The organism is Curtobacterium sp. PhB25 (genome assembly GCF_004365375.1).
Lineage (GTDB): Bacteria > Actinomycetota > Actinomycetes > Actinomycetales > Microbacteriaceae > Curtobacterium.
Map to the genome: position 1 here is coordinate 927,339 of NZ_SODR01000001.1, position 26,707 is coordinate 954,045.

General features: G+C 70.3%; 25 protein-coding genes. 3 read left to right on the plus strand and 22 right to left on the minus strand.

Annotated elements, in window-relative coordinates:
* Window positions 1–2: 2 nt before the first annotated feature.
* The 4 genes from pyrH to EDF51_RS04225 all read right to left on the minus strand — a co-directional run bounded on the left by pyrH (window position 3) and on the right by EDF51_RS04225 (window position 4,440).
* Window positions 3–722 (minus strand): UMP kinase, encoded by a 720-nt coding sequence (pyrH, locus tag EDF51_RS04210; protein WP_111086088.1) that lies wholly within the window; start codon window positions 720–722, stop codon window positions 3–5.
* Between the two features lie 126 nt (window positions 723–848).
* Complete coding sequence (gene tsf, locus EDF51_RS04215; RefSeq protein WP_111086087.1) at window positions 849–1,676, minus strand: translation elongation factor Ts; 828 nt, start codon at window positions 1,674–1,676, stop codon at window positions 849–851.
* A gap of 82 nt (window positions 1,677–1,758) precedes the next feature.
* Window positions 1,759–2,685 (minus strand): 30S ribosomal protein S2, encoded by a 927-nt coding sequence (gene rpsB / locus EDF51_RS04220; RefSeq protein WP_111086086.1) that lies wholly within the window; start codon window positions 2,683–2,685, stop codon window positions 1,759–1,761.
* Between the two features lie 312 nt (window positions 2,686–2,997).
* Complete coding sequence (locus EDF51_RS04225; protein WP_235035896.1) at window positions 2,998–4,440, minus strand: sugar porter family MFS transporter; 1,443 nt, start codon at window positions 4,438–4,440, stop codon at window positions 2,998–3,000.
* 354 nt (window positions 4,441–4,794) lie between these two features.
* Between EDF51_RS04225 and EDF51_RS04230 the strand changes: the two genes are divergently transcribed.
* The gene (locus tag EDF51_RS04230) at window positions 4,795–5,385 is read left to right on the plus strand and encodes a M23 family metallopeptidase (protein WP_166673485.1); all 591 of its coding nucleotides are present in this window, start codon (window positions 4,795–4,797) and stop codon (window positions 5,383–5,385) included.
* A 106-nt stretch (window positions 5,386–5,491) separates the two neighbouring features.
* Here the strand turns inward: EDF51_RS04230 and EDF51_RS04235 are convergent, their stop codons facing one another.
* The 9 genes from EDF51_RS04235 to rplS all read right to left on the minus strand — a co-directional run bounded on the left by EDF51_RS04235 (window position 5,492) and on the right by rplS (window position 12,705).
* A complete protein-coding gene (locus EDF51_RS04235) occupies window positions 5,492–6,430 on the minus strand; it encodes a tyrosine recombinase XerC (RefSeq protein WP_134193918.1) in 939 nt (312 codons plus the stop codon).
* A 25-nt stretch (window positions 6,431–6,455) separates the two neighbouring features.
* Window positions 6,456–7,703, minus strand: coding sequence for a DNA-processing protein DprA (gene dprA / locus EDF51_RS04240; RefSeq protein WP_166673486.1), 1,248 nt, complete (start codon window positions 7,701–7,703; stop codon window positions 6,456–6,458).
* Window positions 7,700–9,223, minus strand: coding sequence for a YifB family Mg chelatase-like AAA ATPase (locus tag EDF51_RS04245; protein WP_134193922.1), 1,524 nt, complete (start codon window positions 9,221–9,223; stop codon window positions 7,700–7,702). Before EDF51_RS04245 ends, dprA begins: the two co-directional genes overlap by 4 nt.
* Window positions 9,220–9,609 (minus strand): YraN family protein, encoded by a 390-nt coding sequence (locus EDF51_RS04250; protein ID WP_123294793.1) that lies wholly within the window; start codon window positions 9,607–9,609, stop codon window positions 9,220–9,222. Before EDF51_RS04250 ends, EDF51_RS04245 begins: the two co-directional genes overlap by 4 nt.
* Before the next feature lie 152 nt (window positions 9,610–9,761).
* Window positions 9,762–10,109 carry an Lsr2 family protein gene (locus tag EDF51_RS04255; RefSeq protein ID WP_111086073.1) on the minus strand — a complete coding sequence of 116 codons (348 nt, stop codon included), beginning with the start codon at window positions 10,107–10,109 and terminating at the stop codon, window positions 9,762–9,764.
* Window positions 10,110–10,214: 105 nt separating this feature from the next.
* Entirely contained in the window at window positions 10,215–10,538 is a 324-nt protein-coding gene (locus EDF51_RS04260) for a DUF2469 family protein (RefSeq protein WP_111086072.1), read from the minus strand.
* 238 nt (window positions 10,539–10,776) lie between these two features.
* On the minus strand, window positions 10,777–11,475 hold the full coding sequence (locus tag EDF51_RS04265; RefSeq protein ID WP_123294794.1) for a ribonuclease HII: 699 nt from the start codon (window positions 11,473–11,475) through the stop codon (window positions 10,777–10,779).
* Window positions 11,472–12,215, minus strand: a complete 744-nt coding sequence (lepB, locus tag EDF51_RS04270) for a signal peptidase I (RefSeq protein ID WP_111086070.1) — start codon at window positions 12,213–12,215, stop codon at window positions 11,472–11,474. The genes EDF51_RS04265 and lepB overlap by 4 nt, the downstream gene beginning before the upstream one ends.
* A gap of 133 nt (window positions 12,216–12,348) precedes the next feature.
* Window positions 12,349–12,705 (minus strand): 50S ribosomal protein L19, encoded by a 357-nt coding sequence (gene rplS, locus EDF51_RS04275; protein ID WP_123339832.1) that lies wholly within the window; start codon window positions 12,703–12,705, stop codon window positions 12,349–12,351.
* Window positions 12,706–12,872: 167 nt separating this feature from the next.
* Here rplS and map point away from each other — a divergent pair, with 167 nt between their 5' ends.
* Window positions 12,873–13,664, plus strand: coding sequence for a type I methionyl aminopeptidase (gene map, locus EDF51_RS04280; RefSeq protein ID WP_134193924.1), 792 nt, complete (start codon window positions 12,873–12,875; stop codon window positions 13,662–13,664).
* 213 nt (window positions 13,665–13,877) lie between these two features.
* Here map and trmD read toward each other — a convergent pair whose 3' ends face one another.
* From trmD to aroA, 8 genes are all read right to left on the minus strand, one after another.
* Window positions 13,878–14,570: a tRNA (guanosine(37)-N1)-methyltransferase TrmD gene (gene trmD, locus EDF51_RS04285; protein ID WP_134193926.1), complete on the minus strand. Its 693-nt coding sequence runs from the start codon at window positions 14,568–14,570 to the stop codon at window positions 13,878–13,880.
* Between the two features lie 5 nt (window positions 14,571–14,575).
* Complete coding sequence (gene rimM, locus EDF51_RS04290) at window positions 14,576–15,175, minus strand: ribosome maturation factor RimM (RefSeq protein ID WP_243648761.1); 600 nt, start codon at window positions 15,173–15,175, stop codon at window positions 14,576–14,578.
* Entirely contained in the window at window positions 15,141–15,377 is a 237-nt protein-coding gene (locus EDF51_RS04295; RefSeq protein ID WP_111086067.1) for an RNA-binding protein, read from the minus strand. Before EDF51_RS04295 ends, rimM begins: the two co-directional genes overlap by 35 nt.
* Before the next feature lie 3 nt (window positions 15,378–15,380).
* Window positions 15,381–15,794 carry a 30S ribosomal protein S16 gene (gene rpsP, locus EDF51_RS04300; protein WP_111086066.1) on the minus strand — a complete coding sequence of 138 codons (414 nt, stop codon included), beginning with the start codon at window positions 15,792–15,794 and terminating at the stop codon, window positions 15,381–15,383.
* A 164-nt stretch (window positions 15,795–15,958) separates the two neighbouring features.
* Complete coding sequence (locus EDF51_RS04305) at window positions 15,959–18,079, minus strand: FAD-dependent oxidoreductase (protein WP_208321814.1); 2,121 nt, start codon at window positions 18,077–18,079, stop codon at window positions 15,959–15,961.
* A gap of 4 nt (window positions 18,080–18,083) precedes the next feature.
* Window positions 18,084–18,941, minus strand: coding sequence for an SDR family oxidoreductase (locus tag EDF51_RS04310; protein WP_131846398.1), 858 nt, complete (start codon window positions 18,939–18,941; stop codon window positions 18,084–18,086).
* Window positions 18,942–19,089: 148 nt separating this feature from the next.
* Window positions 19,090–20,259, minus strand: a complete 1,170-nt coding sequence (locus EDF51_RS04315; RefSeq protein ID WP_134193930.1) for an acyl-CoA dehydrogenase family protein — start codon at window positions 20,257–20,259, stop codon at window positions 19,090–19,092.
* Window positions 20,256–23,561: a 3-phosphoshikimate 1-carboxyvinyltransferase gene (aroA, locus tag EDF51_RS04320; RefSeq protein ID WP_134193932.1), complete on the minus strand. Its 3,306-nt coding sequence runs from the start codon at window positions 23,559–23,561 to the stop codon at window positions 20,256–20,258. The genes EDF51_RS04315 and aroA overlap by 4 nt, the downstream gene beginning before the upstream one ends.
* Window positions 23,562–23,680: 119 nt before the next feature.
* On the opposite strand from aroA, the gene EDF51_RS04325 reads away from it, so the two are divergent.
* Entirely contained in the window at window positions 23,681–24,820 is a 1,140-nt protein-coding gene (locus EDF51_RS04325; RefSeq protein ID WP_194673401.1) for a glutamate--cysteine ligase, read from the plus strand.
* 327 nt (window positions 24,821–25,147) lie between these two features.
* On the opposite strand, the gene ffh is transcribed toward EDF51_RS04325, so the two are convergent.
* Window positions 25,148–26,701, minus strand: a complete 1,554-nt coding sequence (gene ffh / locus EDF51_RS04330; RefSeq protein WP_123294804.1) for a signal recognition particle protein — start codon at window positions 26,699–26,701, stop codon at window positions 25,148–25,150.
* Window positions 26,702–26,707 lie beyond the last annotated feature (6 nt).

The window sequence follows — 26,707 nt, forward strand, 5'->3', positions numbered from 1 at the left end:
GGTCAGTTGCTGACCACGGTGCCGATGCGCTCGCCACGGATGGCGGCCTGGACGTTGCCGTCGCCCTCCATGCCGAAGACGTGCATCGGCATGCCGTTGTCCATGCAGAGCGAGAACGCGGTGGCGTCGACGACCTTCAGACCCTTCAGGAGCGCGTCCTGGTAGGTCACGTGGTGCAGCTTCTCGGCCGTGGCGTCCTTCTTCGGGTCCGCCGTGTACACGCCGTCGACACCGTTCTTGGCGACGAGGACCTCGTCGGCCTTGATCTCGAGTGCTCGCTGCGCGGCCACCGTGTCGGTCGAGAAGTACGGCAGACCGGCGCCGGCGCCGAAGATGACGACGCGGCCCTTCTCGAGGTGCCGCTCGGCGCGCCGCGGGATGTACGGCTCGGCGACCTGGGTCATCGCGATGGCCGACTGCACGCGCGTGGCGGCCCCGGCCTGCTCGAGGAAGTCCTGCAGCGCCAGCGCGTTCATCACGGTGCCGAGCATGCCCATGTAGTCGGCACGGCCGCGGTCCATCCCGCGCTGCGAGAGCTCGGCGCCGCGGAAGAAGTTGCCCCCGCCGACGACGATCGCGATCTCGACCTCGCGCGCGGCGACGGCGATCTCCTTGGCGATGGCCCCGATCACGTCGGGGTTCACGCCGAGCGATCCGGCCCCGAAGGCCTCTCCCGACAGCTTCAGCAGTACGCGGCGTCGTCCGGTCTTCTCGTCGGTCATCTGATCGCACCCTTCGTCGTGGTCTCGTGGAAATGTACTCGCGGATGTGTCGCGTGTGTGTCGCGCCCGGAGGCGCGAAAAACGGGGCCAGGAACCTGGTTGGTTCCTGACCCCGTCACGGGTTCGTTACGCGCCGACCTTGACGCGGGCGAAGCCCTGGATCGTGATGCCGGCGTTCTCGGCGGCCTTCGCGACGGAGATCTTGTTGTCCTTCGCGTAGTCCTGGTCGAGGAGCGACACCTGCTTGATGTAGGCGTTCACCCGACCCTCGACGATCTTCGGGAGCGCAGCCTCGGGCTTGCCCTCCTCGCGCGTGATCGCCTCGACGGTCGCACGCTCCTTGGCGATCTCGTCGGCCGGGACCTCGTCGCGGGTCAGGTACGTCGGGTTCGCGAACGCGACGTGCTGGGCGATCGAGCGGGCCTCGGCAGCGTTGTCACCCTCGTACGCGATGACGACGGCGATCTGCGGCGGCAGGTCCTGGCTGGTCTTGTGCAGGTAGATCTCGAAGGCCGAGCCCTCGACACGGCGGACCGTGCGGACCTCGAGCTTCTCGCCCAGTGCGGCGGCCGACTCGTTGACGACCTCGAGAACGGTCTTGCCGTCGACGGGGGCGGCGTTCGCGGCGGCGACGTCAGCTGCACCGGCGGCCGCGACGGCCCCGAGCACCTTGTCGGCCAGCGTCGTGAACTTCTCGTTCTTCGCGACGAAGTCGGTCTCGCTCGCGAGCTCGACGACCGTGGCGGCGCCGTTCTCGGAGCTCGCGACGACGACGCCCTCGGAGGTGGCACGGTCGTCGCGCTTGGCGACGGCCTTCGCACCCTTGATGCGGAGCAGCTCGACGGCCTTGTCGTAGTCGCCGTCGGCCTCGACGAGCGCGTTCTTCGCGTCCATCATGCCGGCGCCGAGGTCCTCGCGGAGCTTCTTCACGTCAGCAGCGGTGAAGTTTGCCATTGACTGTCCTTTCTGGACGGTACGTGTGTGGAGAGTGGTGACGCAGGCGCCGGACCCGATCGGGTCCGGCGCCTGCGACAGGTCACTCGGCGGGGGTGGTCTCCGCGGCTGCCTCGGCCTCGGCCGTCGGCTCCGCGTTCTTCGCGTCGTCGGCGATCGGCTCGCCGATCTCCTTCGCGGCGACCTGCGCGTCAGCGTTGTTCTCCTCGACGGTCGCACCCTCGGGAGCGGCGTCGGCGGACGGCGTCGCGGCGTCGCCACCGAGGAGCTCCTGCTCCCACTCGGCGAGGGGCTCTGCGGCCTCTTCGTCGTCGCCACCGTTGTGGCGGGTCTTCAGGCCCTCGGCCGCGGCGTCGGCGACGATGCGGGTGAGGAGACCGACGGAGCGGATCGCGTCGTCGTTGCCCGGGATCGGGTACGTGATCTCGTCAGGGTCGCAGTTGGTGTCGAGGATGCCGATGATCGGGATACCGAGCTTCTGCGCCTCGTCGACCGCGAGGTGCTCCTTCTTGGTGTCGACGATCCAGAGCGCGCTCGGGGTCCGCGTGAGGTTGCGGATACCACCGAGGGTCTTGTGGAGCTTGTCCAGCTCGCGCTTCTTGATGAGGAGCTCCTTCTTGGTGAAGCCCTTCGTCGTGTCGTCGAAGTCGATCTCCTCGAGCTCCTTCATGCGCGCGAGGCGCTTGGAGACCGTCTGGAAGTTCGTCAGCAGACCGCCGAGCCAACGCTGGTTGACGTACGGCTGGCCGACGCGGGTCGCCTGCTCGGCGATGGAGCCCTGCGCCTGCTTCTTGGTGCCCACGAAGAGGATCGTGCCACCGTGCGCGACCGTCTCCTTGACGAAGTCGTACGCGCGGTCGATGAAGGCCAGCGACTGCTGCAGGTCGATGATGTGGATGCCCGAGCGCTCGGCGAGGATGAAGCGCTTCACCTTCGGGTTCCACCGACGGGTCTGGTGTCCGAAGTGGACGCCGCTGTCGAGCAGCTGGCGGATGGTGACGACGGCCATGTGCCGTCCTCCTTCTGTGTTCTCGGAGCGCAGCTGTGCTGTGCCCCTGTTGCGGTTGTGTCGAGCACGACCGGAGGTCGTGATCCCTGGTGTCCTGGCACGCGACCGCCCGCTCGTGAGAGCGGGACCGGTGGTCGGGTGCCGGGTCGGAGACGGCGAACCGTTGACGACCCTGTGGACACGCGAAGTCAGCGCGCATCAGCGCACTGCTGGAGAAATGCTAGCAGACAGGAGGCCCGGATCACGCGCGCCGACCGGCTGACGTGATCCGGGCCTCCTGTCCGGTGTTCTGGGTGTCTCAGACGCGACTGATCACGCCTTCGCGTTCACCGTGTCGCCCTCGGCGGAGATGCCCATCTCCTCGAGCGAGCGACCCTTGGTCTCCGGGATCTTCGCGATGACGAAGAAGAACGAGATCAGCGCGAACAGCGCGTAGATGCCGTACGTGACCGTCAGGTTGAAGCCGGACAGCACCGGGAAGGTGATCGTGACGATGAAGTTCGCGACCCAGTTGGCGGCCGAGCCGATGCCGAGCGCCGTGGCGCGGATGCGGTTCGGGAACATCTCGCCGAGCAGTACCCACATGAGCGGACCCCACGTCGCGCCGAACGACACGACGAACAGGTTCGCGAAGATGAGGGCGATGACGCCCCACGCGCCGGGCAGGCTCGGGTTGCCGTCCACGATCGTCGACTGCGAGAACGCGATCGCGACCATCGCCAGCGACACGAACATGCCGGCGGAACCGGTGACGAGCAGCGGCTTCCGACCGACCTTGTCGACCAGGAAGATCGCGATGAAGGTGACCGCGACGTTGACCACCGACGTGATCGTGGAGATGAGGAAGGAGTCGCTCTCCTTGAACCCGACCGCCTGCCAGAGCGTCGTCGAGTAGTAGAAGATCACGTTGATGCCGACGAACTGCTGCAGCACGGCCAGGATGATGCCGACCCAGACGATGGGCTGCAGGCCGAAGCGGTTGCCCCGGATGGAGCCCTTCTTCTCGTTGGCTTCCTTCTTGATGCCGTCCTGGATCTCCTCCAGGCTCGTGTTCACCGTGTCGCGCGGGACGATCTTCGTCATGACCGCGCGGGCGTCCTCCGTCCGCCCCTTGGCGAGCAGGTACCGCGGCGACTCCGGCAGCGTGATCGCGAGGATGCCGTAGACCACCGACGGGATCACGCCGACCAGGAACATCCAACGCCAGGCCGGCAGGCCGAAGACCTCGGCGGACGCGCTGCCTGCCGTGACGGCGAAGAACTGGTCGGAGAGCAGCGCGGCGAAGATACCGAGCGTGATCGCGAGCTGCTGGAACGAGGCAAGGCGCCCGCGGATCGCCTTCGGCGAGACCTCGGAGATGTACGCCGGCGCGATCACCGAGGCCGTACCGATGCCGAGGCCGCCGACGAGACGCCACAGGACGAAGTCCCACGTGGCGAACGCGAAGCCCGAGCCGATCGAGCTCACCAGGAACAGCACCGCGGCCCAGAACATCACCCGGGTGCGACCCCAGCGGTCAGCCAGTCGACCGGCGAAGTAGGCGCCGAACGCACAGCCGATGAGCGCGGAAGCGACGGCGAAGCCGCTCGCCGCCTCGGACAGGCCGAACTCGCCCTTGATGGCCTCGACGGCGCCGTTGATGACCGACGAGTCGAAGCCGAAGAGGAAACCGCCCACCGCTGCTGCGATGGCGAACGCGGTGACCTTCCCCTTGAACGCACGGTCCTCGCCGTGCCCGGTGGCTGTGTTGGACACGATGCTCCTGGGTTCTGCCGGCCGTGCTGCTGTGGGCACGGTGCCCCGGCGGTCGGCTCGTTCGCCGTCCGTGCGGCGTTGCGTGGTCCGGAGCGGCCCCGACTGTACTCCTCGTGGTGGATGTGGTCATAACCGGGTGCGCTCGGTGCGCGGGGCGGGGCGCGGGGCGTGGGCGTGGGCACGACCGTTCCGACAGTCCACGCGGTGATCACCTCGTGCTTCGTCGCGAGACGCGTCCGCATGCTCGTTCGTTGCGGTCGCGTCGTCCCTCCACAGGCCGGGAGGCCCGCGCCACCCTCCACGGACCGCCTCACCTCGGTCGTGTGGCCGGTTCGTGGCGGACAGAGTAACGGCATGCTCCCGTTCCCCGGCTCCGGCACTCGGCTCCCTCCGGTCGCCGCGATGGTGGTGGTGATCGGGATGCTCGGGGCGTTCTGGACGGCCACCGCGTCGTTGCCCGGACCCGTGCCCGCGCCGGAGGACCTGCGCGACCACCGGGATCGCTCGGCGGCGACTCGTGCTGATGAGCCGTGGGCCTGGCCGACCGACACGCGGGTGGTCGAGCGCGGGTGGGAGCCGCCGTCCGACGACTACGCCGCCGGTCACCGCGGGATCGACGTCCCGGCGCCGCTCGGCACGACTGCGGCGGCGGTCGACGACGGCACTGTGGCGTTCGCCGGACCAGTCGGCGGCAGGAGCGTCGTGACGGTCGACCACGGCGGCGGGCTCGTCAGCACCCTCGACTCAGTGCAGCCGCTCGCCGCCGCCGGGGACGACGTCCGACAGGGTGATCCGGTCGGCCGGGTGTCCGTGGGGCACTGCCCGGCCTCGGCACCGTGTCTGCACCTCGGCGCGCGGGTCGACGGCCGCTACGTGGACCCGACGTCGTACCTTCCCGCGGCCGAGTGGCCCGTGCTGTTGCCGGAGTCCGCCTGGCCTGGGTGATTGTCGGCCACGAGCGGTGGGCGACGGGCGACTTCGACGTGCGACGTCGGTCGGCGAGCTGGCTGGCCGGGTGCGTGGGCGAGCGTCAGGCGCGGCGGTCGCGCCGTCAGGCGCGCGGGTGGGCCGTCCGGTAGACCTCGCGCAGCCGCGCTGAGGAAACGTGCGTGTAGATCTGCGTCGTCCCGAGGCTCGCGTGCCCGAGCAGTTCTTGGACCGCCCGCAGGTCCGCTCCCCCGTCGAGCAGGTGCGTCGCCGCGGTGTGCCGGAAGGTGTGCGGTCCGCTCGGCCCTTCGCCGGGAAGGTCCCCGAGCAGGCGAGCCACCACGCGGTATGCACTGCGCACCCCGAGCCGGCCACCCTGGTCACCGAGGAACAGTGCCGTGCTCGGTACGTCGGCCCGCGCCGCGAGGGTCGGACGCCCCCGCGACGTCCACGCCTCGAGTGCGTCACGGGCCGGGACACCGAACGGCACGACCCGCTCCTTCCCGCCCTTCCCGAGCACGCGGACCGTGAGCCGCCCGCGATCGACGTCGGCGACGTCGATGCCGACGAGCTCGCTCACCCGGATGGCCGCGGCGTACAGCAGCTCCACGAGCGCCAGGTCCCGCAGCGCACCGGGATCGTCGGTCGCTGCACGGGCCGCGAGGCCGTCGAGCAGCCCACGGACCTGGTCGGCCGACACCACCCGCGGCAGGTGCGAGCCGCCCTTCGGTGCACGGAGCCGCACGCCGGCGTCCATCGCGGTCACCCCGGTCTCGCTCGCCCACCGGGTGAAGGCCCGGACCGACGACGACCGGCGGGCGATCGTCGACCGTGCGAGCCCCCGCTGGTCGGCTTCCCACAACCAGTCACGGAGGAGTTCGAGGTCGACCCCGTCGATGCCGACGACGCCGCGTCGCGCGGCGAACTCGACGAACTGCTCGAGGTCGTTCGCGTACGCGCGGAGCGTCTGCTCGCTGAGCCCCCTGGCGTGTCGAGCGTGCCCGAGGAACGAGTCGACCGCTGCCACGAGTCGCTCTTCCTTCTGCTCTGCTCGGTCCGCCACGTCGTCAGCGTACGGCTGGCCGACGTCATGCGCGGCTCCACCCGCCGCTGCTGTGCGCCACGAGCCCTTGCAACTGCGCGAGCGCGAGAGCGTCCGCCACCGCAGCTCCGGACAGCCCGGACCGTCGAGCGATCTCGGCCTCTGGCAAGGCACGACGGCCGAGCGCGTCGAGGACCCGGACGACCTCGGGATCGCGCTGGACCGACACGAGGGGTTCGTCCGCCGCCGCGGTCGCAACGGATGCGGCCACGGGACGCATCGCGGCGACCGGGTCCCCCGGGTGCACGACGAGCTGCGCCCGGCCCTGCGCCACGAGCCGGTGGCACCCGACCGACGCCGAGGACGCGAACGCTCCCGGGACGGCGAACACCGGGCGACCGAGCTGCCCGGCGTGGTGTGCGGTGTTGAGCGCACCGGACCGCGCACCGGCCTCCACGACGACCGCAGCATCGGCGAGGGCGGCGATCAACCGGTTCCGGGCCAGGAAGCGCCACCGGGTCGGGCGGGTCCCCGGCGCCGACTCCGCCACCAGGGCGCCCTGCCGAGCGACGTTGTGGAGCAGCTGGACGTTGCCGGCGGGGTAGAGCTGGTCGATCCCCCCGGCCAGGACCGCGATCGTCGGGGCCCCTGCGGCGATCGCCACCCGGTGTGCGACCGCGTCGATCCCGTAAGCGCCGCCGCTGACGATCGTGCAGCCGGCGTCCGCGGCGGACGAGGTGATCTCGGCGGCTGCTTCGGCCCCGGCGATGGTGTTCGCCCGCGACCCGACCACGGCCAGGGCGGGTGCCCCGTCGCCGACACCCGCCATGGCGCTGCGCGTCCAGAGCACGAGTGGTGCGTGGGGGCCGAGGTCGTCGATCGCCGTCGGCCACCCAGCGGACCCGGGCACGAGCAGTCGTGCCCCGACGGCTTCGGCCGAGGCGACGACGTCGGCCACGTCGGACCGGACCAAGCGCGGTCGCCACCGGTCGATTGCCGTGTGCAGGACACCGGCGAACGCATCGGGATCCTCCGCACCGGGTACGCCGGCCTCCACACACCCGTCGAGCAGATCCTCGAACGCACCGTCGGCTGCCAGCAGGACCGAGCCGAGGGCGCGCTCCGACCCGAGAGCCGCCATGAGCTCACCGGCAACGGAGTCCCCCGGCTCCGCGATCACGGACCACGCGACCCGAGCGGCGGTCTGGACCGGGTCCGACGCCCCGTCAGTCCCGAGGACCCGACGGATCGCGGCGAGCAGTTCGCTGCCGTGGTCGGGCCCCACGCCGCTCACAGTGCGCTCCGCAGGGCAAGAGCACCCCGGACGTGTGCTCTGCTCGGACGGTCGACCGCTTCGAGGTCGGCGAGGGTCCACGCGAGCCGCATCACCCGGTCCCACCCCCGCATGGTCAAGCTGCCGAGGTCGAGCGCCCGGTCGAGCTCGGTGGTCGAACCGGGTTCGATCCGGCCGTCCGCCCGCAGCCAGGCTCCGGTGACCTCGGCGTTCTTCGTCCACCCGGTGTCCCGGAGGCGTTCGGCCATCCGAGCGCGGGCCGCGGCGACCCCGGCGCGGGCCTCGGCCGTCGTCGGCGTGCTCCCGTCGGCACCACGCATCTTCCCGGTCGTCACCCGGGGCACGAGCACCCGGATGTCCATCCGGTCGAGCAGCGGTCCGGACATCCGCCCGAGGTAGCGCCGAACCGCACTCGGCGGACACTCACACGGTTGGCCGTGCGCTCCGCCGGCGTTGCCGCACGGGCAGGGATTGGCAGCGAGCACGACCTGGCACCGCGCCGGGAACTCGGCGGCGCCCGCAGCCCGGTGGATGGTGATCCGACCGGACTCGAGCGGCTGGCGGAGCGCGTCGAGCACCGCACGGGGGAACTCCGGTGCTTCGTCGAGGAACAGGATGCCGCCGGTCGCCCGCGACACTGCTCCGGGTCGCAGCACACCGGAGCCGCCGCCGATCAGGGAGATCGCCGACGCGGAGTGGTGCGGGGCCTCCCACGGGGGCTTCGTGCTCCACGACGCCGGCCCGAGTCCGGCGACGGACCGGACGGCGGCGACCTCGAGCGCGGTCGCGTCGTCGAGGTCGGGCAGGAGTCCGGGCAGGCGCTCCGCGAGCATCGTCTTGCCGGCACCGGGTGGACCGAGCAGGAGCGCGTGGTGCCCACCGGCCGCCGCGGCGACGACGGCGCGCACCCCGATCGGGTTCCCGACGACGTCCGACAGTTCGGCCACCGGGCGTTGGACCGAGGGCACCGGCACCGGCAGCACCGCGTCGACCTCGACCGGCGGCAGCAGCGCGCCGGCGTCGATCGCGGCCGCACGGAGTGAGTCGACCCCGGTGGTGCGCACGCCGTCGACCACGCGGGCCTCGGGCAGGTTGCCGATCGGCAGCACGACCCGGTCGGCCCCGGCGTCGCGGGCGGCGAGCAGCATCGGGATGACGCCGGCGACCGGTCGGACCCGACCGTCCAGACCGAGCTCCCCGATGTAGACGATCCGCTCACTGACGTCGGGTGCGAGTCCGGCGCCGGCGAGCACCGCCATCGCGATCGCCAGGTCGAACCCGGAACCCCGTTTCGGGATCGCCGCGGGCGTGAGGTTCACCGTGATCCGGCGAGCCGGCAACGGACACCCGGCGTTCGCAGCGGCGGCACGGACTCGCTCGCGCGCCTCGCCGAGCGAGGTGTCCGGCAGTCCGATGATGCTGAAGGCGGGCAGTTGGCTGGTCAGGTGGGCCTCGACCTCGATCCGGCGCCCGGTCACGCCGAGCAGCGCGACGGCCGCAGCACGGCCGATGCCCGTCACAGCACACCCGCCACGTGTTGGACGGCCGTCCGCGGACCGTCGACGTGGACCGCGACCACGTCGATGCGGATCGCGCGTGCCGACACCTCCGGATGGGCATCGAACCACTCGGCCACGAGTCGTCGCATCCGGGTGAGCTTCGTCGCCGTGATCGCCTCGAACGGATGCCCCGTCGTCGTACCGGATCGCGTCTTCACCTCGATGAACGCGAGTGTGCACGAATCCCACGCGACGATGTCGATCTCGCCCCGGGCGCACCGCCAATTCCGCTCGAGGACCCGGAAACCCCGTTCGTGCAACCACGCCACGGCCTGGTCCTCGCCGAACCGCCCCAGGCGGCCGTTCCGGAGTGTTCGTCCGGGGCGATCGTGCAGCTTCTGTTCCATGTCATTGCCTCCACGGCAACGATCGCGGGAACGGCAGCGCGGATGGCCGCCGATGGAGACTCTGTGGAATCAGACGACGACGATCGCCCTTGGGGAGGAATGACGAAGGACCCGGGTGATCGCGATCATCCGGGCCCTTCGTCGACAGCGGCTCAGTGTGCGGCTGCGTACGCTTCCTGCACCTGGGTCGAGATACGACCACGGGTCGAGACCTCGTAGCCGTTCTCCTTCGCCCACTCGCGGATCTTGCCGAGCTCTTCGGAGTTGCCACGCTTCGGGGCCGACTTCGGGGCCGTGCTGCCGGTGCGACGACCGGAGACCTTGCGCGCTGCGGCGATGTAGTCGGAGATCGCTTCGCGGAACTTGTCGACGTTGTCGTTCGTCAGGTCGATCTCGTACGACGAGCCGTCGAAACCGAATTCGACCGTGCGACCTTCACCGGTGGTGATGGGGGAATCGTCGAGGTCGTCGACGAGCTGGACGGTGACCTTCTGTGCCATGCGCGGCTCCTGTTCATTGGACGGGAAATCCCGACCAGAATAGCGCGTGGAATTCCGGCACGTCACCGATCACCGGCGATTCACCGAATGCACCGGAATTGACGATCACTCGTCGAGTGCGAGTTCCTTCGGCAGTTCGAGTTCTCGCGATGTCAGTTCTTCGACATTCACGTCCTTGAACGTGAGGACGCGGACACCCTTGACGAACCGGTCGGAACGGTAGACGTCCCACACCCAGACGTCGTTCATCGTCAGTTCGAAGTAGAAATCGTGTTCGGTGTCCCGGCGCACGAGTTCGACCTCGTTCGCCAGGTAGAAACGCCGCTCGGTCTCGACCACGTAGCGGAACTGCGACACGACGTCGCGGTACTCGCGGTACAGGGCCAGCTCGACCTCGCGGTCGTAGTCGTCGAATTCGTCCTCATCCATTGCGCCCACAGTCTACGGCGGCAGCCGCACCAGTGCGCGACAGCAGCTCGAGGGATGCACCCGAAGACGGAAGTGCGAGCAAGCTCGGCGTCCGCTCCCGATCCGAGCCCACCGAGGTTCCACAACACGCCGTGTGCGCTCCGCCGAGGTTCCGCTGCGGCACCGGGCGTGCGCCGAGATGCCGAGATTTCGGAACCTCGCGGACCACAGGCAGGCAGCCGGGGCCGACCGCAGCGCGTCAGCTGACGAGCGCGTCGAAGCCCTCGAGTGACACGCTCGACGCCTGGTGCAGCCACGACTTCCGGTGCAGTGCGTGCGCCCCGACCGCGCGGATGGCGTCGTAGTGCGCGGTCGAGCCGTAGCCCTTGTTCGACGCCCAGGCGTAGTGCGGTGCCTCGTCGTGGGCCGCGATCATCAGGGCATCCCGCGCGACCTTCGCCACGATCGACGCCGCGGCGACCGAGGCGCAGTCCCGGTCGGCCTTGACCTGCACGACGACCTCGAGCGGGTCCGTCGTCGGACGGAGCGAAGCGGGGACGGCACGGGACAGCCAGTCGAAGGACCCGTCCAGCACGACGACGGCGCCGTCGAGCGACAGGCCACCGGCGACCAGCGACTCGAGCGCCTGCGCCCCTGCGGCCCCGAGCGCCGGGACGATCCCCTGCCGGTCGACGTACTCGGCGGACGCCATGCCGACGGCGGTGCGCGCCCATCGGGTGACGACGGGGACCAGGTCCGTCCGGCGGGTGGCGGACAGCAGCTTCGAGTCGGCCAGACCCTGCGGGACCCGCCCGACGTCGATCGTCACGGCCGCGACGCCCACGCCGACGGGGCCGGCGATCGCACCGCGTCCGACCTCGTCCATCCCGATGACCGTGACACGGCCTTCGGCCAGCAGCCGCTTCTCGACGCGGAGGGAGGGGCGGACGGGGGTCACTGGTCGCGCTCCTCCACCCCGGCGAACACCTCGGGGTGGTCGTCGAGCCACGTCCAGCGGCTCGTCGGCCAGGAGATCACGAAGGCGCGGCCGGTCACGTCGGACAACGGCACGAACCCCTTCGACGGTGTGTCCCCGTTGTAGCGGGAGTCCTTGGAGTCGTTGCGGTTGTCGCCCATCACCCAGATGGTGCCCTTCGGCACGGTGACGGAGAAGTCGGTCGCTGAAGCAGGGGCGCCGGCCGGCAGCTTGAGGTACGGCTCCTTGATCGGGACGCCGTTCACCGACATCTGCCCGAGGTCGTTGCAGCAGGAGACCTTGTCCCCCGGCAGACCGATCACACGCTTGATGAGGTGGTCGTCGCTGTCGCCCGTCCCGAGGCCGATCTGCGTGAGGACCCAGTCGATCGCCTTGGCGGGCTGGGTGTCCGGCGTGACGCTCGGCACCTCGGACCCGGCGAGCCATCCACCCGGGTCCTTGAACACGACGACGTCGCCGCGTTTCAGTGCCACGACACCCGGGACGAGTTCGTTGACGATCACGCGGTCGTTGATCTGCAGGGTGTTCTCCATCGACGCCGACGGGATGTAGAACGAGCGGATCAGGAAGGTCTTGACCAAGAACGACACGAGCAGCGCCGCGATGAAGATGATGACGAGGTCGCGGAGGAATGTGAGGATCCCGTTGCGCTGCTTCTCGGGCCGGGGCCTGCGCCCGGATTCCTCAGTCGTGTCCGTCATTTCCGCTCTCGTTCACACCGTGCACGCCCGGGTTCAGTGGGCGCAAAGGGAAAGCCCCCCGTCGATGCACAACCGTACATCGGCGAGGGGCCAGCAGCGGCGTCCGGCTCGCGGACGCTCACTGTGAAGGCGATCAGGCGTCGCGCTTCTCCTTGATCTTGCGGCGGGCCGCCTTGCCGCGCAGTTCGCGCAGGTAGTAGAGCTTCGCGCGACGGACGTCACCCTTGGTGACGATCTCGATGTGGTCGATGATCGGCGAGTGCACCGGGAACCAGCGCTCGACGCCGACCTGGAAGCTCACCTTGCGGACCTTGAAGGTCTCGCCGATGCCGTGGCCCTGGCGGCCGATGACGACACCCTGGAAGACCTGGATACGCGAGCGCGTGCCTTCGACGATGTTCACGTGCACCTTGATGGTGTCACCGGCGCGGAAGTCCGGGACGTCGGTCCGCAGCGATGCTGCGTCGACGTTGTCGAGGAGCTGGCTCATGGCTGTTCTACTCTCTGCGGACGCACACGGGTCGCCGCGGATCGATGTCTGATGAAGTGGTGGTGCGTGCCCGGTGTCGGCGACTCCCCCGTGGCAGAGTCCAGCCAGGGCACAGCGATCCATACTGCCACACAGAACGCCGGGGGCAAAACAGCGAGGATGGACCCATGATCGAACTGCGCACCCCCACGGAACTCGACGGACTGCGAGTCGCCGGTCGGTTCGTGGCCGACGTCCTCGACGAACTGCTCGCCACGGTCGACGTCGGCGTGAACCTGCTCGAGCTCGACCGCGTCGCCGCGCGGATGATCGCCGACCGGGGCGCCGAGAGCTGCTACGTCGACTACCACCCCTCGTTCGGCAAGTCGCCGTTCGGCAAGAACCTGTGCACCTCGGTGAACGACGCGGCGCTGCACGGTCTGCCGTTCGACCACGTGCTGCAGGACGGCGACCTCGTCAGCCTCGACTTCGCCGCGAGCGTCGACGGCTGGGTGGCGGACTCCGCCGTGTCGGTGCAGGTCGGGACGCCCCGCGACGAGGACCAGACGCTCATCTCGACCGTCGAGCGCGCCCTCGCAGCCGGCATCGCGCAGGCTGCTCCGGGCAACAAGCTCGGTGACGTCTCGCACGCGATCGGGCACGTGGCGAAGGAGGCGGGCTACAGCGTCAACCTGCAGTTCGGCGGGCACGGTGTCGGTCACACGATGCACGGCGACCCGCACGTGCCGAACGACGGACGTCCGGGTCGCGGCCTGAAGCTCCGGCCGGGCCTGGTGGTCGCGATCGAGCCGTGGCTCATGCAGGGCACCGACGAGCTGTACCAGGACGACGACGGCTGGACGCTCCGGAGCGTCGACGGCTCACGTGCTGCGCACGTCGAGCACACGGTGGCGGTCACCGAGGCCGGACCCGAGGTCCTCACCCTGCGTCGCGCCCAGCGCGCCGACCCGACCGCCTGACGGACTGGAGGCGCGGTGCGGTCCCGCCCCGCGCCTCCCGTCCGACACGGGTCGCGACCAGTGCCCCAAAGCGACAGATCTCGGCTGTGGCCGCCGTCATGTGCGCGACAGCGACAGTTGCCCGCGGATGTTCCGCGGCAGACTGTCGCTTTCGCGAAAGCGACAACCGGCAGGCGTCAACCGGCAGCCGGACGCGCGCCCGTCAGGAAGGCGCTACGCGTCGGGCAGCAGGTCCGGCCGGACGCGCCGCGTCCGCTCCACCTGCTGCTCGTGCCGCCACGCAGCGACCTTGCCGTGGTGGCCGCTGAGCAGCACCTCGGGCACGTCGTGGTCGCGCCAGGACGCGGGCTTCGTGTACGAGGGGTACTCGAGCAGGCCGTCCTCGTGGGACTCCTCGACCAGGGACTCGGGGTTGCCGACGACGCCGGGGACGAGTCGCCCGACGGCCTCGATCATGGCCATCGCCGCGACCTCGCCGCCGTTCAGCACGTAGTCGCCGAGCGAGAGCTCGACAACCGAGCAGCGTGACGCCGCCCACTCGAAGACGCGGGCGTCGATGCCCTCGTACCGCCCGCAGGCGAACACGAGGTGGTCGGAGGTCGACGCGAGCGAGCGCGCGATGGACTGCTTGAACGGCGTGCCGGCGGGCGTCGGGACCACGAGGGTCGACGAGCCGTCCGGCCGCAGCAGGGCGTCCAGCGCCTGCGCCCACGGTTCCGGCTTCATCACCATGCCGGCGCCGCCGCCGTACGGCGTGTCGTCGACGGTGCGGTGCCGGTCGGTCGTCCAGGAGCGCAGGTCGTGCACGTGCAGGTCGAGCAGCCCACCGGAGCGGGCCTTGCCGAGCAGGGACACATCCAGCACGGAGAAGAACTCCGGGAAGATCGTGACGATGTCGATCCGCACGGCAGCTAGTCCGTGACCGTCTCGGGCCGGGAGGTGTCCTCGGGGTCCTCGAACAGACCCTGCGGCGGCGTGACCGTGACGGTGCCGGACGCGATGTCGACCGCGGGCACGATCGCCGCGACGAACGGCACGAGGACCTCGCCGCGCGACGGGGTGTCGATCGCGAGCAGGTCCTGCGCCGGCATGTGGTCGACCCGGGCGACGGTGCCGACCTCGACGCCGTCGCGCAGCACCTTCAGCCCGACCAGCTGGTGGTCGTACCAGGCGTCGTCCTCGCCGGTCTCGGCGTCGGCGTCCTGCTCGACCCAGAGGATGATCCGGGCGAGCGACTCGGCGCCGGTGCGGTCGTCGATCCCCGCGAAGAACGCGACGGGGTGACCGTTGTACCAGCGGAGCTCGTCCAGCTCGAGGGTCTTGCCCGACCACGGTGAGTCGTCGGGGACCTGGAGCGTGAACGTGGCACCGGGGGTGAACCGACGATCCGGGTCGTCGGTGTAGAGCTCGAGCTTGATGCCGCCCTTGAGCCCGTGTGCCTTCGTGATTCGACCCACCCGGAGCTGGGTCGTCTCCCTAGGAATCGGTGTCGACCACGTCGACCCGCACACGCTTGCCGTCGGCCAGGGCCGAGACGAGGGTGCGGAGTGCCTTGGCGGTCCGCCCGGCACGACCGATCACGCGGCCGAGGTCCTCGGGGTGCACGCGCACCTCGAGGACCTCGCCCCGCGGGGAGGTGGAGCTGGCGACGCGCACGTCGTCAGGGTGATCGACGATCCCCTTGACGAGGTGCGTCAGCGCGGATTCGAGCAAGGACTACGCCTCGGTCGTCTCGTCGGCGGTCTCGGCGTCGTCGGTCTTGGCGGCGGGAGCCGTCTTCTCCGACTTCGGCTTGAGGACGGCCTTCTTCGAGGAGTCGACCTGGAAGGCCTGCTTCGGCTCGGCGACCTTGACCTTGGACGCGGTGTCCTTCTCGCCCTTGAACTTGGCCCAGTCGCCGGTCAGCTTGAGGAGGGCCGCGACCTGCTCGGTCGGCTGCGCGCCGACGCCGAGCCAGTAGAGCGCACGCTCGGACTCGATCTTGATGACCGAGGGCTCCTCGGTCGGGTGGTACTGACCGATCTCCTCGAGGACACGACCATCGCGCTTGGTGCGCGAGTCGGCCACGACGATGCGGTAGTAGGGCGCACGGATCTTACCGAGACGCTTCAGACGGATCTTGACAGCCACAATTGCTCCTGTTTGCTTACGTTGTGGTTGAACTGGAACCGCGGGCGTGGGGGCACACACGGTGAAAGCTCGAGAGAGATCGCTCACAGCTGGATAGAGGGTCGAGCTGCGGCGATTCGACCGTTCATTCTTACAGATTCCGGGCCGTGATGCGAGCCGACGCGCTACGGCGCGAGTCGCCGGACCGCTTCGAGGGCCTCGGACGTCGCGCGGACCGCGTCCACGCTCCGTGCGTCGCGTGCGCCGCCGACGACGGCGAACGGCACACCGGCGGCCTGGAGGCCCGTCACGAGTCCGTCACGCACGTCACCCTCGGTGTCGATCGCGCGTTCCTGCCCGGCGCAGACCACGACGGTGTCCGCCGGGATCGCACGCTCCTCGCCGTGCTCGTCGCGGATCCAGAGGGCACCGGGCTCGATGCGCAGGTACTCCTGCACGCCACCGACCATGCGCACCCCCGCGTCACGGAGGCGACCGATGGCGACCCAGCGCGAGGTGATCCCGACTCCCTGCCCGAACTTGCCCGATCGGCGGAGCACGGTGACGTCGGAGCCCGGCCGGATCGTGCGCGACGCCGCGGGCAGCCGCTGGGGGACGTCGCCGACGAGTTCCTCGGAGACGTCGAGGTCCCAGCGCGCGGCGAACTCGGTGGCGCGGACCGACTCGTCCGGCGACTCGGTCAGGAACGCTGCGGTGTCGACGCCGATGCCGCCGCCGCCGATGATCGCGACGGTGCCGGCCGGCACGCCCTCGCGCAGTGCCCGCTCGTACGACAGGACGTGCGGCAGGTGTGCACCGGGGACGTCGACGTCGCGCGGGACCACCCCGGCGGCGAGCACCACGGCGTCGCTGTCGGCCAGGTCCGCAGTCGTGGCCGGGCGGCCGAGGTGCACCGTGGCTCCCCGCTCGTCGAGTTCGGCGCGGGCAGCCCGCACGGTGGCGGCGTAGTCCTCCTTGCCGGGCACGAGCGCGGCGAGGCCGAACTGGCCGCCGAGCCGGTCGGCGGCCTCCCACACGGTGACGCGGTGGCCGCGTCGGGCCGCGTCGACGGCTGCGGCGAGTCCGGCCGGTCCCCCGCCGACGACGTCGACGCGCTTGGGGTCGGTGGTCGGACGCGCGGGGAACGCGACCTCGCGGGCGGCACGCGGGTTCACCAGGCAGGACACCGGCGCGCCGATGATCGAGCGGTCGAGGCAGGCCTGGTTGCAGCCGATGCACGTGTTCACCAGGGCGAACCGGCCCGCCAGCGACCGGTTCACGAGCGCGGGGTCGGCGAGGAACGGTCGGGCCAGGGCGACGGCGTCGATGGCTCCGTCGGCGAGGACGGTCTCACCGTCGCGCAGGTCGGTCATCCGGTTCGACGCGATCACCCGGACGTCGGGGTACGACGAGGCGCGCACGACTCCGGCGATGCGCGCGGCGTAGGCGAGCCAGGCACCGTGCGGCACGGCGGCCTGCACGGTCGGGGTGCGGGACTCGTGCCAGCCGATCCCGACCGAGATGCCGTCGAGCCCGAGCGGCAGCAGGTCGTGCACCAGGGCGTCGACGTCGTCCTCGGTCGACGAACCGGGCATCAGGTCGGCGCCGGAGAGCCGGATCGTCACGGCCAGGTCGGGCACCGCTGCACGGACGGCCTCGACGACCGACACCGTGAAGCGCCGTCGACGCTCCGGCGAACCGCCCCACTCGTCGTCACGCAGGTTCGTCAGCGGCGACTGGAACTGGTTGATGAGGTAGCCCTCGGACGCCATGATCTCGACGCCGTCGAACCCGATGTCGCGCGCGGACCGGGCCGCGGCGGCGAAGTCCTCGATGGTGCGCTCGATCTCGGCCGGCGTCAACTCGGTCGGCACCACGCCGCGGGCGGCCGCCCAGGGCAGGGCCGACGGTGCCACCACGCGCTGGGGCTCCCCGTGCCGGTCGACCATCCCCGCGGCGAGCGCGTAGCGGCCGGCGTGGAACAGCTGCGCGAGGATCGTGGAGCCCTCCTCGTGCACGGCGTCGACCGCGGCGCGGAACCGCTCGTCCGCTCCCCCGACACCGAACACGGCGAAGTCGGGGCCACCACGGGCCTCGTCGTTCACCGCGATGCCGCCGGTGATGATGCAGGCGGCGCCGCCGGCGGCACGTTCGCGGTAGAACGCCGCCATGCCGGCCCCACCGTCGTCGTGCACCTCGAGTCCGGTGTGCATCGACCCCATGACCACCCGGTTCGGCAGGGTCAGGGGGCCGAGTGTCCACGGCGAGGAGACGACGGCGAGCTCGGGCATGGCGACGGTGCTCATGCCCCTACTCTGCCCCGTCGACAGCCGCGTCGACAGCCGCGTCGTCAGCAGGCAGCACCGCGTCGCGCAGCGGCGACGTCGTGTCCGCCCAGAACGGCGGGGCGATCACGGTCAGGCCGCCGTCGACCGACAGCACCTGCCCGGTGATGTAGCCGGCCTTGTCGGAGAGCAGGAAGTCCACCGCGTCGGCCATGTCGTCGGCGGTGCCGGGGCGCTGCAGCGGGAGCTTCTCGAACACCGAGTCGATCGGCGCCTGGCCGGGGACCTTCGTGTAGAAGTACTCGAGCGAGTCGGTGTCGATGAGGCCACCGTTGACCGCGTTCACCGTGATCTGGCGCGGACCGAACTCGACCGCCATGTACTTCATGTACGACTCGCTCATGGCCTTCGCGGCGCCGAGCGCGGCGTAGGTCGGGAACGCGCGGAGCGATCCGTACGAGGTCACGACGACGATGCGCCCACCGCGGTCCATCAGCTCGGCGGCACGCTGCGCCCCGAGCACGAACGAGCGGGCGTTGGTGGCGTAGCTGCGGTCCAGGTGGTGCAGCTTCAGTTCCTTGACCGGCTTGAACGCGCTGGCGGCGGCGTTCGCGACGAAGTGGTCGAGGCGGCCGTAGGTGTCCCGCACCAGGTCGAACAGGGCGTCGATCGACTCCGGCTGCTCGATGTCGACCTGCGCGGTGATCCCGTCGCCGCCGGCGGCCTTGACGTCGGCCAGGGATTCCTCGGCCAGGTCGGCGTTGCCCTTGTACGTGACCACGACGGTCACGCCGCGCTGGCCGAGCTTCTGCGCGAGCAGGCGGCCGATGCCGCGCGAAGCGCCCGTGATCAGTGCGATGGGTGCGTTGGTGTTGTCGGTCACTGCGGTCCTTTGCGTGCGTGGGTGGGGGACGGACTGGGCCCACATCGCCGGTTCCCGGGCGACGCGCCAGCGGCGTCCGGGCCGTGTCGATGGGGAGAGGCGCGTGGCGGGCCCGCCACGGGCCTCCCGTCCGGTGGGTGGTTGCTGTCTAGAACCCGGCCTTGCCGGTGACGACGGCGCGGCCGACGACCAGCTTCTGGATCTCGTTGGTGCCCTCTTCGAAGCGCTGCGCGCGCGCGTCGCGGTAGACACGCTCGATCGCGTTGCGCTTCCAGTAGCCCTGGCCGCCGTGCACCTGCAGGGCCTTGTCGGTGACGCGGGCGAGCATGTCGACCGCGACCATCTTCGAGGCGCTGGACAACGTGCCCGCGTCGGGGCGGTCCTCTTCGTAGGCTCGGGCGGCCTCGAGCACCAGGGCGCGGGCGGCGGCGATGTCGGCGTAGTTCTCGGCCAGGTAGAACTGGATCGCCTGGCGGCTGGACAGCTGCTTGCCGAACGTCTCGCGCTTGTTCGCGTACTCGACGGCGAGCTCGTTCGCACGCTCGGCGAGGCCGACGGCGCTCATCGCGACGGACACGCGACTCGGCAGCAGGAAGCCGCCGAGCGCGACCTCGAGCCCCTGACCCTCGGCGCCGAGCAGCGCACTGGCCGGCACGGGCACGTCGGTGAAGCGCAGGATCGCGTGGTCGGTGCCCCGGATGCCCATGGTGTCGGAGTCGTCGATCACCTCGGCGCCCGGCAGCCCGCTGTTCGGCATGAGGAACGCGACCGTGCCGTCCTGGCCGCTGGTGCCCTCGAGGCGGGCGGCGATGAGCCAGTAGTCGGCCTGCACGCCGAACGTGATGAGGTGCTTCTCACCGTTCATGACGTAGGTGTCGCCCTCGCGGCGGACGGTGGTGCGGATGTCCGCGCCGGTGCCGGCCGTGGCCTCGGTCAGGGTGAACGCGACGAGCTTGTCGCCCGCGACGCTCGGCTTCACGACCTGCTCGATCTGCTCCGGCGTCGCGTAGGGGGCCATCGCGCGCCAGGTGCCGTTGATGACGTGCACGAGCATCCGGATCGACGCGTGCGAACGCGAGACGATCTCCATGATCTCGAGGTAGCGCGAGAACGGGATCGCCCGTCCGCCGAGCTCGGTCGGGGCGGCGAGGCTGAGCCACCCGTTGTCCTTGAGCTCCTGGAACAGCTCCGGGGCGACCCGGCCGGTGCGCTCGATCTCGTCCGCCCACTCCTCACCGCGGCCGCGGACCCACTCGGTGACCTCGGCCTTGAGCTGCTGGAAGGTGGATTCGGTGGCGGTTTCCATGACCAGCGTCATCGTGTCTCGTTCTCCTTCGTGGTGCTCGCGGCGACGAACGCGGCTGCCTGCTCACGCAGGACGTTCTTCTGGACCTTGCCGACGGCGTTGCGCGGCAGTTCGTCGATGGACTCGAGCCGCTCTGGCCAGTAGTACTTGCTCACGCCCGCCTTGTCGAGCGCCTGCTGCATCGCCGCGAAGTCGAGCCGCTCGGCACCGGCAGCCGGCACGACGAACGCGCACGCGCGCTCACCGAGTCGGGGGTCCGGCATCGCGACGATCGCCACGTCGGTGACCAGGGGGTGCTGGTAGAGCAGGTTCTCGATCTCGACGACCGGGATCTTCTCGCCACCGCGGTTGATGACGTCCTTGATCCGGCCGGTGATCGACAGGAAGCCGTTCGCGTCGACCTTCGCCAGGTCGCCGGTCTTGTACCAGCCGTCCTCGGTGAAGACGTCGTCGGTCAGGTCCTGGCGGTCGAGGTACCCGTCGAACATCGTCGGCGAGTGCAGCTCGAAGTTGCCCTCGGTGTCGGCGGGGAGCTCGTGGCCCTCGTCGTCGACGATCCGGATCCGGATGCCCGGCAGCGCACGACCGTCGTGCCCGTACGCTGCCGCCGGGTCGTCGATCGGGCTGGACAGGGCGCCGAGGCAGGTCTCGCTCGTACCGAACGCGCCGAGGATGGCCGTGCCGAGCACCGTCGCGGCCCGCTGGGCGAGGGCCCGCGGCACGGCGGCACCGGTCGGCACGAAGATCCGCAGCGACTCGGGCTGGGCGGCACCGGCTTCGACCAGGTCGACGAGGTCGGTCAGGAACGGGGTCGCGCACTGCACGAACGACGCCTTCGCGACGCCGAACGCCTGCTCGAGCGCGACGGTGCCGTCCCACACCGGCTGGATGACCTGCGGCGCACCGAGCCGGAACGCCAGCAGCATGCCGTACAGGAAACCGGTCTGGTGCGCGAGCGGCGACGGGATGTAGATCCGGTCCGCGCTCGTCAAGCCCGACTGCGCGACGTGCATGGCCGTGGCCAGCCCGAGGGTGCGGTGCGGGTGCTGCACGCCCTTCGGCTCCCCCGTCGTGCCGCTGGTGAACAGCAGCTGGCAGACGTCGTTCGGGCCCGGCGCGCGCGAGGTGATCTCGTCGACGTCCACGTGCACGGCGTCGAGGGCGTTGTCGAAGTAGCGCCAGTGCCAGTCGCTCGTGGCCACCCGGTCCAGGGCGTCGGCCGGCAGCGGCGGCTGGTTCGTCGGGGCGTCGACCTGGCCGCGCGCCTCGGACCGGAGCACGATGACGTGCTCGACCGACAGCCGGCGCTGCTGTGCCTTCGCCTCGTCGATGACGTCGAGGAGCTCGAGCGCGGGCCGGCGCTTGCGGAACACGTTCGGCAGGAACACCACACGGGCGCGGGACCGGGCGAGCGTCATCGTCGTCTCGCGCGGACCGAACACCGGCATGATCGGCGTCGCGACGGCCCCGATCTGGATCGCCCCGAGGGTGATGGAGACGAACTCGCGCCAGTTCGGCAGCTGCATGGCGACCGACTCGCCCGTGCGGACCCCGAGCTCGAGCAGGAGCGCGGAGACCTTGTCGGCCTCGTCCTGCAGTTCCCGCCACGTGGTGTTCACGGGTGCTGCGCCGCCGACCTCGATGACCGCGAGGCCGTCGGGATCGGTGGTCGCGAGCGCGCGGACCTTCTCGCTCAGCACGAGGGGGTCGGCGTCGACACCGGCGAGCGCGAGCGGCTCCGGGGTCGTGGGCGCGACCGGGTGCTGTTCGCCGGCGGCGCGATCGCCGACGGTGCGATCGCCGACGGTGCGCTCGCCATCGGCGCGCCCGCCATCGGTGCGCTCGCCGACGGTGCGCTCGCCATCGGCGCGCTCGCCATCGGTGCGCTCGCCGAGGTCGGTGCGCTCGTCGGCGATCGCGGCGGCCTCCGCCGCGTCGGCCCGGTCGTCGCGGGCGATCTGCGCGGCGAGGGCGTCGCCGACCTCCATGTCGAGGCCGACGGAGTTCATCGCCTCGAGGAACGTCGGGTACGAGATCCGGTAGGCCCGCGGGTAGGTCAGCCCCGAAGTACCGCGCGCCTTCGAGGCGGCGACGGCAAGTGACATCAGGACCCGGTGGTCGTTGAACGACGACATCTGCGCGCCGTGGAGTCCCTCGGCCCCGACACCGGTGACGCGGAGTTCGTCGGCACCCTGCTCCGCTCGGCCACCCATGCGGTTGAGCTGCAGCATCGCCGCGACGCGGTCGGACTCCTTCAACCGGATGTGGGCGACGTTCCACAGCCGGGTGGTGCCCTCGGCGAAGGTGGCCATGGTCGACAGGACCGGCAGCAGGTCGGGGATCGGTTGGCAGTCGATGTCGAGCGGTCGCAGCGGGGAACCGTCGTGCTCGATGCGCACGAACCCGGTCTCCTCGTCGATCCGCATCGGGACGCCCATCGCCGTCGCGAGGTCGAGGAACTCGCTCTCCGGGTGGTCGGTCTCGGCGGTGGTGAAGGCCGTCATGCCGCGCAGGAGCAGGTTCGACTCGCGGATGCCGGCCGCTGCGATGCCGAACGCGGCGGAGCCGATGTCCGGCGGGATGACGTAGTCGTGCGGGATGGCCTGCTGGTTCGCCGGGATCCGGTACTCGAGCCAGTCGTCGGAGACCTCGACCGACAGGCCGAACTCCCGCATCATCCGGACGGTCAGTTCGACGTAGGGCTGCTCGTTGAGCCGGTCGCCGGTGATGTGGATCCGGGTCTCCTGCTCGGCGAACGGGGCCACGAGGAGCAGGCCGGAGACCCACTGCGACAGGGTGCCGGCGATCGTGACGTCGCCGCCGCGGGGGCGCTTCGGCTGGACGGTGACGGGCGGGCAGTCGTTCGTCGCCTCGAGCTCGATGCCCATCTGGGTCAGCGAGGTCAGCAGCGCCTTGATGGGCCGGCGCTGGAAGTACTTCATGCCCACGAGCGTCATCGGCTCGTCGGCGAGCGACGCCAGACCGGTCATGAAGTAGAGCGTGGTGCCGGAGGACCCCATGTTCAGGATGCCGTCGGCGCCACGGGACCCGTGGTCGACGACGTCGGTGGCCTCGTACCGGCCGCCGAGCCCGGTGACGTGGTACTCGTCCCCGCGACGCTTCACGTCGACGCCGAGGGCGCGGAGCGTGCCGACGGTCCACTCGACCTGGCGGGTGGCGCTGATGCCGGAGACGATGCTCGTCCCCTTCGCCAGCGACGCGAGCACCAGCGCGCGGTGCGCGTGGTACTTCGAGACCGGGACGTCGAGTTCACCGACGAGTGGTGCGGACGTGCCGCGCACGACCAACTGCATGCGTACCTCTTCCTGCTCTGTACATATCAACGGTACGCCCGGTGTGGAACTACTGTGAATCGGATCCGCACGACCAGAAGCCGCCGTCGTTGTGCGTGTCCGACAACCTTCCGGGCAGGATGTACAGCATGGACATCCGCTTCACCGAGTCCCCTCCGTCGACCATCGGCGTCGAGTGGGAGCTCCCGCTGGTCGATCTGTCGACCGGCGACCTCGCGCCCCGTGCCCCTGCCGTCATCGCGGCCGTGCACGAACGACTCGGCGATCGCGAGCGGGTGACCGAGGAGCTCCTGACCAACACCGTCGAGGTCGTCTCCAGCGTGCACTCACGGGTCCGCGACGCCACGAGCGAGCTGTCCGGCATCATCGGCGAGGTCATCGACGCCGCCGAACCGCTCGACGCCCAGGTCATGTGCTCCGGCACGCATCCGTTCGCCGTCTGGGACCAGCAGGAGATCACCCCGGACAGCGAGCACTACACGACCCTGATCGATCGGACGCGCTGGTGGGGTCGGCAGATGCTCATCTGGGGCGTCCACGTGCACGTCGGCATCGACGACCGTGACAAGGCCCTACCGATCCTCGGCGCGATGCTCGCGTACGTCCCGCACCTGCAGGCCTTCACGGCGTCCAGCCCGTTCTGGGCCGGCATCGACACCGGGTACGCCTCGAACCGGGCCCTCATGTTCCAGCAGCTCCCCACCGGTGGACTGCCGCCGGCGCTCGGGGCCTGGGCGAACTTCGAAGAGGTCGTGAGCGATCTCACGCACACGGGCGTCATCGACAGCGTGAAGGACCTGCGCTGGGACATCCGCCCGTCGCCGAAGTGGGGGACGCTCGAGAACCGGGTCTCCGACGGCATCTCGACCCTGCACGAGGTCGGCGCCGTGACCGCGCTCGTGCAGTGCCTGGTCACCACGATGTCCGACCGGCTCGACGCCGGCGAGACCCTGCCGACGATGCAGCCGTGGTTCATCCGTGAGAACAAGTGGCGCGCCGCCCGCTACGGCATGGAGGCCGAGATCATCACGAACGCCGCCGGCGACGAGCGGCTCGTGACCGACGAGGTGCACGACCTGGTGCAGCGGCTCGACCCGGTGGCCGAGCGGCTCGGCTGCCAGCAGGAGCTGCACCACCTCGACACGATGATCGCGAACGGTGCGTCGTACCAGCGGCAGCTCCGGGTCGCCCAGGAGCACGGCGGTGACCTGCGCGAGGTCGTCCGCCACCTGGTGACGGAGTTCCGCGAGTCCCTGTGACCCCGGGCCGTTCCGCGTAGCTGGTCAGATCGGGCGTACCGGGTCGTTTCTTCCGACCAGGTACGCCCGATTCCGCTTTCCATCGCGGCTGCTCTGGGAAGGAGCGCCACGAGCCCGCCCCGCGCCTCCAGTCCGCGCCCACTCACCCGGTCGCTCCGGGCATGCCTGGTCGATCCGGGCGTACCGGGTCGTTTTTTCCGACCAGGTACGCCCGATTCCGCTTTCCATCGCGCCCGTTCTGGGAAGGAACGTCGCGACGTGCGCGCAGACGGACGGGAGGCCCGGTGCCAGCTGGCACCGGGCCTCCCGTCCGTCAGGGGGTCGCGACTAGCGACCCAGGAACTTCTGCAGGCTCGCGAGCTCTTCCTCGGTCGGCGCCTTGCCGCCCTTGGCGGCACCGCCGAGGCCGAGGCCGGAGCCCTTCGGCGCCTGCTGCGGAGCGGCAGCCGTACCGGCGGCGATCGCCGCACGCTTGGCCGGGTTGCCGACCTTCGACTTCTTCTTGCCGCCCTGCTGCTGCTTCTTGCCGCCGTGCATGCCCGGGATCGGACCCATGCCCGGCATCTGCGGCACGCCACCACGGGCGACGGTCTTCATCATCTTCGCGGCCTGCTCGAACCGGTTCACGAGGGCGTTGACCTCGGTGACCGTGGAGCCGGCACCCTTGGCGATGCGGAGTCGGCGCGAGCCGTTGAGGAGCTTCGGAAGTTCGCGCTCCTTCGGCGTCATCGACTGGATGATCGCCTCGGTACGCACGATCTCGCGCTCGTCGAAGTTGTCGAGCGCCTCGCGCATGCCCTTGGCGCCCGGGAGCATGCCGAGCATGCCCTTGATCGAGCCAGCCTTGCGGAGCTGCTGCATCTGCTGCAGGAAGTCGTTCAGCGTGAACGAGTCGGACGCGATCTTCTCGGCGACCGCGCGGGCTTCGTCCTCGTCGAAGGCCGACTGGGCCTGCTCGATGAGCGACATGATGTCGCCGAGGTCGAGGATGCGGCTCGCCATGCGGTCCGGGTGGAACGGCTCGAAGTCGTCGAGGCCCTCGCCGGTGGAGGCGAACATGATCGGGCGGCCCGTGACACTGGCGACCGACAGCGCCGCACCACCGCGGGCGTCGCCGTCGAGCTTCGACAGCACGACTCCGGTGAAGTCGACGCCTTCCTGGAACGCGCGGGCCGTGACGACGGCGTCCTGACCGATCATCGCGTCGATGACGAACAGGACCTCGTCGGGGTCGACGGCCTTGCGGATGTTCGCGGCCTGCTTCATCAGCTCGGCATCGACACCGAGACGACCGGCGGTGTCCACGATGACGGTGTCGTACTGCTGGTCGACCGCGGCCTTGATGGCGTTCTTGGCGACCTTGACCGGGTCACCGACGCCGTTGCCGGGCTCCGGAGCGAAGACGTGGACGCCGGCCTGCTCGCCGACGACCTGCAGCTGCTGCACGGCGTTCGGACGCTGGAGGTCCGCCGCGACGAGCATCGGGGTGTGGCCGTCCTTCTTGAGCCACTTGCCGAGCTTGCCGGCGAGGGTGGTCTTACCGGCACCCTGCAGACCCGCGAGCATGATGACCGTCGGCGGCTTCTTCGCGAACTCGAGGCGACGCTGCTGCCCGCCCAGGATGCCGACGAGTTCCTCGTTGACGATCTGGACGACCTGCTGCGCCGGGTTCAGCGCGCGGTTGACCTCGTCGGAGAGGGCACGCTCGCGCACTGCTGCGGTGAACGCCTTGACGACCTCGAGCGCGACGTCGGCGTCGAGGAGCGCCCGCCGGATCTCGCGGACGGTGCCGTCGACGTCGGACGGAGTCAGCCGACCCTTGCTCCGCAGATTGCGGAAGGTCTCGGTCAGCCGATCGGAGAGTGAACCGAATTGCGCCATGATCCG

Coding starts and splice junctions, on each gene's coding strand:
- pyrH (WP_111086088.1), bottom strand. CDS start 722: ATGACCGACGAGAAGACCGGACGACGCCGCGTACTGCTGAAGCTGTCG.
- tsf (WP_111086087.1), bottom strand. CDS start 1,676: ATGGCAAACTTCACCGCTGCTGACGTGAAGAAGCTCCGCGAGGACCTC.
- rpsB (WP_111086086.1), bottom strand. CDS start 2,685: ATGGCCGTCGTCACCATCCGCCAGCTGCTCGACAGCGGCGTCCACTTC.
- EDF51_RS04230 (WP_166673485.1), top strand. CDS start 4,795: ATGCTCCCGTTCCCCGGCTCCGGCACTCGGCTCCCTCCGGTCGCCGCG.
- EDF51_RS04250 (WP_123294793.1), bottom strand. CDS start 9,609: ATGGAACAGAAGCTGCACGATCGCCCCGGACGAACACTCCGGAACGGC.
- EDF51_RS04255 (WP_111086073.1), bottom strand. CDS start 10,109: ATGGCACAGAAGGTCACCGTCCAGCTCGTCGACGACCTCGACGATTCC.
- EDF51_RS04260 (WP_111086072.1), bottom strand. CDS start 10,538: ATGGATGAGGACGAATTCGACGACTACGACCGCGAGGTCGAGCTGGCC.
- lepB (WP_111086070.1), bottom strand. CDS start 12,215: ATGACGGACACGACTGAGGAATCCGGGCGCAGGCCCCGGCCCGAGAAG.
- rplS (WP_123339832.1), bottom strand. CDS start 12,705: ATGAGCCAGCTCCTCGACAACGTCGACGCAGCATCGCTGCGGACCGAC.
- map (WP_134193924.1), top strand. CDS start 12,873: ATGATCGAACTGCGCACCCCCACGGAACTCGACGGACTGCGAGTCGCC.
- EDF51_RS04305 (WP_208321814.1), bottom strand. CDS start 18,079: ATGAGCACCGTCGCCATGCCCGAGCTCGCCGTCGTCTCCTCGCCGTGG.
- EDF51_RS04315 (WP_134193930.1), bottom strand. CDS start 20,259: ATGACGCTGGTCATGGAAACCGCCACCGAATCCACCTTCCAGCAGCTC.
- aroA (WP_134193932.1), bottom strand. CDS start 23,561: ATGCAGTTGGTCGTGCGCGGCACGTCCGCACCACTCGTCGGTGAACTC.
- EDF51_RS04325 (WP_194673401.1), top strand. CDS start 23,681: ATGTACAGCATGGACATCCGCTTCACCGAGTCCCCTCCGTCGACCATC.
- ffh (WP_123294804.1), bottom strand. CDS start 26,701: ATGGCGCAATTCGGTTCACTCTCCGATCGGCTGACCGAGACCTTCCGC.